At 66.5% G+C, this 4,162-nt stretch carries 4 protein-coding genes and 2 pseudogenes; 4 read left to right on the top strand and 2 right to left on the bottom strand.

Annotated elements, in window-relative coordinates; genetic code table 11:
• Both G3O00_RS40510 and G3O00_RS40505 read right to left on the bottom strand, forming a co-directional pair.
• Window positions 1-241 (bottom strand): annotated as a pseudogene (locus tag G3O00_RS40510) (serine hydrolase); the annotation flags it as partial.
• A gap of 192 nt (window positions 242-433) precedes the next feature.
• Complete coding sequence (locus G3O00_RS40505) at window positions 434-1,612, bottom strand: hypothetical protein (protein ID WP_206146353.1); 1,179 nt, start codon at window positions 1,610-1,612, stop codon at window positions 434-436.
• Between the two features lie 295 nt (window positions 1,613-1,907).
• On the opposite strand from G3O00_RS40505, the gene G3O00_RS40500 reads away from it, so the two are divergent.
• The 4 genes and pseudogenes from G3O00_RS40500 to G3O00_RS43725 form a co-directional block, all read left to right on the top strand.
• On the top strand, window positions 1,908-2,327 hold the full coding sequence (locus G3O00_RS40500) for an HIT domain-containing protein (RefSeq protein ID WP_041493445.1): 420 nt from the start codon (window positions 1,908-1,910) through the stop codon (window positions 2,325-2,327).
• Window positions 2,328-2,580: 253 nt separating this feature from the next.
• Window positions 2,581-2,745 carry a hypothetical protein gene (locus tag G3O00_RS40495; protein WP_011353821.1) on the top strand — a complete coding sequence of 55 codons (165 nt, stop codon included), beginning with the start codon at window positions 2,581-2,583 and terminating at the stop codon, window positions 2,743-2,745.
• A gap of 156 nt (window positions 2,746-2,901) precedes the next feature.
• On the top strand, window positions 2,902-3,561 hold the full coding sequence (locus G3O00_RS40490; protein ID WP_206146352.1) for an isoprenylcysteine carboxylmethyltransferase family protein: 660 nt from the start codon (window positions 2,902-2,904) through the stop codon (window positions 3,559-3,561).
• A 378-nt stretch (window positions 3,562-3,939) separates the two neighbouring features.
• Window positions 3,940-4,119: pseudogene (locus G3O00_RS43725) on the top strand (hypothetical protein); the annotation flags it as partial.
• Window positions 4,120-4,162 lie beyond the last annotated feature (43 nt).

Raw genomic sequence — 4,162 nt, 5'->3', positions numbered from 1 at the left:
TTTCGGGATCGATCGACGGGTGTACCAGTTTCAGCAGCGGATGCACGCCGGCCATGATGTCGACGTCGATCACTGAGGCGGCCGGGCGGCCCGACACGTACACGCCGGAACACAGCGCCTTCGCCGCATAACCGGTCGCGATGGGGGCGAGCCGGGACAGCATGTAGCCGGTGTAGCCGATCGCCGCGACGACGGCGAGCGCGACGCCGCGCAGGATCAGCTTCTTGAAGGGGATCGTCATGCGCGAGCGTCCTCGGTTGTCGGCAGGCAGAACATGAACCGGCAGTGTCGCAGGTTCGGGCCGGCGGTGGCAATCGCAGGCGCGTGCCATGCCGGGCGGCGTCGACAGCGCGCAAGGTGCCCGGCATGTGTGACTCGTGTGTGTCGATCGCTCGGGTCGAACGGGCCGCGTGCGACCCGTCCAGGCGGCGCATCACTGCGCGTTGTTGTTGTCGGACCGCAGGGTCCAGACCGTCGCGGTATTCGTGTTGTCGTCGACGGCTGCGAATTCCAGCTGGCCTTTGCTGCCGTGCCCGAACGCGAGGCCGAACGCGGCCCCCGAAACGGTGTCGACCTGCATTTGCGCGACGAAGCGCCCGTCCACCGTGAATTCGACGATCTCGCTCGGCTGCTGCGGGTCGGCGTTGACCGCGTCGCCGTTCGCGGTCACGAGATGGCCGTTCGGTGCGAGCGCCAGTGCAAGCGGGCCATGCAGGTGAGCGGCGTCGAAATAGATCATCCGTCCGACGCCGCCGTTGCGATTCGTCGACGCGGCGTTCTGGATCGCGAACACCGCGTTGTCGCCGGTGGATGCAACGTAAAGCACGTCGATGTTCGGGTCGTACGCGAGGCCGGTCGGCCCGACGACGAGCGCATTGGGATCGGTTCGATTCACGTAGCCCGATGCGATGACGCGCGAGCCTGGCAGCATCGTGACGCCGTTGTCGCTGATCGCGAGTTCGATCCGTGACACCGTCCCGTTCAGCACGTTCGACACGAACGCGGTCACGCGCTGGCCGCGATCGATGACGGTCATGTCCCAGGGCCCGTCGAGCAGCGCCGCGCTGCTGAGTTGCGTGACGAGATTGCCCTGCGGGCCGATGACGAGCAGCGAACCCGGCGGCACGACGGTCTTGCCGTCCGGCGCCGGCACGTTGCCGACCAGCACGAAGCCGCTGCGCAGCACCGTGAGCGCGGTCGTCAGGCCGAGATTGCTGCCCTGGAAGAACGTCGTCGCCGGCGTCTTGCCGGGAGTCAGCTTCACGATCGTCGTACCGGTGCCTTGCGCGTTCGACGCCGCGTTGAAGTTGGACACGACGACGTCGCCGGGTTTCAGCGTGCTCCAGCTCGGCACGCCGCGCGGCACGAACGCGATGCCGTATGGATTGACGTCGCCGTTGGTGGGCACCGTCGAGGCGGTGAACGATGGAATCGGCAGGATGATGTCGCTGCCGCCGGCCCACGCGAAAGCCGACGACAGTGCGAGCAGCCCGGCGCCGCAAGCCGCGCGGCATAGCGAGCGCGCAAGCGTGCGCCGGACGCGTGCGACGACCGGCGGATCGACTGCGAACACGGGCGCGGCGGGGGAACGACAGGAGGGGAGAGGGTCCATGGCATGACTCCGGTTGATGATCGCGAGCAGTCATCCCGGCTGCCGGCCTGCGCAGCCGACGGGTGTCCGGCGCAGGTTCGCGATCGTACGGTTGCCGCGTGAACCCGCGCTCGAAATAAACGGATGGCGACGGCCGGATATTCCAGTCCGTTACGCCCGTTGCATGCGTATCGACATCCATTGTTCGCAGAAAGAGCGACTCGACCTGACAAGTTGAAATCCGACCCGCCATCGGCCGATAATCGTCCGGCATCGCTTTCCTACTCTCCCAGTCCAACCGTTATCGGAAAACGCCATGTCCTACGACAACAACAACCCGTTCGCCAAAATCCTCCGCGGCGAACTGCCGTGCGTGAAAGTCGCGGAAGACGACGCGACCCTCGCGATCATGGATCTGATGCCGCAGGCCGACGGCCACGTGCTCGTGATCCCGAAGGAGCCGGCCGCGCAGATCTTCGAGTTGTCCGGCGACGCCGCCGCGGCCGGCATCCGCATGACGCAGCGTGTCGCGGCGGCGGTGCGCGCGGCGCTCGAGCCGGATGGCGTGTTCATCGGCCAGTTCAACGGCGCGGCCGCCGGCCAGACGGTGCCGCATGTGCACTTCCACGTGATCCCGCGCTGGGAAGGCGCCGAGCTGAAGATGCATGCGCGCGAGATCGCCGACGCGGCGACGCTCGAAGCGCTTGCGCAGCGCATTCGTGCACGATTCGTGTAACACGTCGGTCGCACAACGCGTGGCACGGCACGGCGTACTGGCCGGCTGCCGGCCATCGCCTGTTTCAGCGGTCATGCGAGGTAACACGTGTAACCGCTGGCGAAACTCGGCCCGGCCCACCCGGCGCTAGACTCCGCGCATTGCTTCACTGAGCGACAGGAAGGGCGGATCGCCTCTTCGTGCCGGCCGCCGCATCGCGCGATGGCGCGGCTTTCGCGAGGTGCCATTCGTCTTTCGCGCCGGGAATCGAGCCATGACCAGACTTCTCATCACGCTTGCCCTGATCGGCGGCCTGTCCGGCTGCTACGTCGCGCCGCCGTACGGCTATGCGCCCGCGCCGGCCTACTACGGCTATGCGCCGGCGTATTACGCGCCGCCCGTCAGCGTCGGGATCGGCGGCAACTTCCGCATCCGCTGATCCGGCACCGGGCTCGGGCGCTGGCCGCACAGGTCAGCGCCATCGCGTTGTGCCGGATGACGCGCGCGGATTCGCGTACCGCATGACGGCGGTGCGCTGCGCGGTGTGTGCGCGCTTCCTATACTTCACAGGAAAGGGCACTCCGGCGAGGCAGTCATGACAGTCACCCGCAAGGTCGCAGTCGTGTCGGGCGTCTCCACGCTCGTCTATCTCGGGCTCGCCGTGCTGGGCAGCGGCGGATTCGCGGCCTTCTTCTCGCATCCACCGCTGACCGTCGTCGTCGTCGCGACGCTCGCGATGGCCGTCGTCGCGATGTTTACCGAAGGCAACCTGAGCAGCGGCGAGCGCGAGAACCGCGACAATCGCTGGGTGCTCGCGGCGTTCGGGGTAAGCGGGTTCCTGCTCGCGTACCTGCCCGCGCTGACCGACCGGCTCGACTTCTGGACCTTCGGCGGCGATACGGTGCGCTGGATCGGCGTCGTGCTGTACATCGCGGGCGGCGTGCTGCGCATCTGGCCTGTATTCGTGCTCGGCAAGCGCTTCAGCGGGCTCGTCGCGATCCAGCCGGGCCATACGCTCGTGACCGACGGCATCTACAGCCGCATCCGTAATCCGAGCTATCTCGGCCTGGTCGTCAATTCGGTCGGCTGGGCGCTGGCGTTCCGCTCGGGCGTCGGCTTGCTGCTGGTCGTGCTGACGATGGTGCCGCTCGTCGCGCGCATCCGCTCCGAGGAGGCGCTGTTGCATGCGCAATTCGACGCCGAATACGACGCGTATTGCGCGCGAACCTGGCGTCTGCTGCCCGGCGTGTACTGACCCTCTTCATTTCTTCCAGGCCGCCATTTCGGGCCCGGCCCACGTTTCGTTCCCGATGTGTTGCCACGTGTGTCGCAAACGTGCGACGCCCCGCATGGCCGGCCTGTTTTTCCACAGGGCCGGACCCTCGGCGAAGCCAATGCCGGCGCGGGTTTGCGGGCATTCCGGCGCGTGCGTTCGAGGTTGCTTATTCGTAAACAACTTGTTACCAGAATGTCCACGGCAAGGATGTGGGACCGGTGCTATTCTTCGCCGCAAGCTCATTGAAATGAATTGGTCCGCGGTTCGGCACAATGCCTGACCCGACGTCGATCGATTCAGATCGTCGTACCGAGCGGACCTTCAATAACCAGATTGCGAACAAGGAAGAATACGGGAATGTGGAAGAAAATCGCCCCCGCTCTCGTCGTCGCCGCTTTGACCGGCGCGACTGCACTGCCGGCTATGGCAGGTGACATGAACAACGCGCTTGGCGGCGCGCTCGGCGGGGTAGCCGGCGCAGCGGTCGGCGGTGCGCTCGGCGGCAGCACGGGCTCGGTGATCGGCGGCGCCATCGGAAGAGCGGCGCGGAGGGAAAGAACGTAAGATACTGTGTAGATCC

The sequence above is a fragment of the Burkholderia sp. Ac-20384 genome (assembly GCF_017104605.1).
Lineage (GTDB): Bacteria > Pseudomonadota > Gammaproteobacteria > Burkholderiales > Burkholderiaceae > Burkholderia > Burkholderia lata.
Note: the sequence above shows the minus strand (reverse complement) of the source record. Positions and strands in the feature narration are given on the sequence as shown.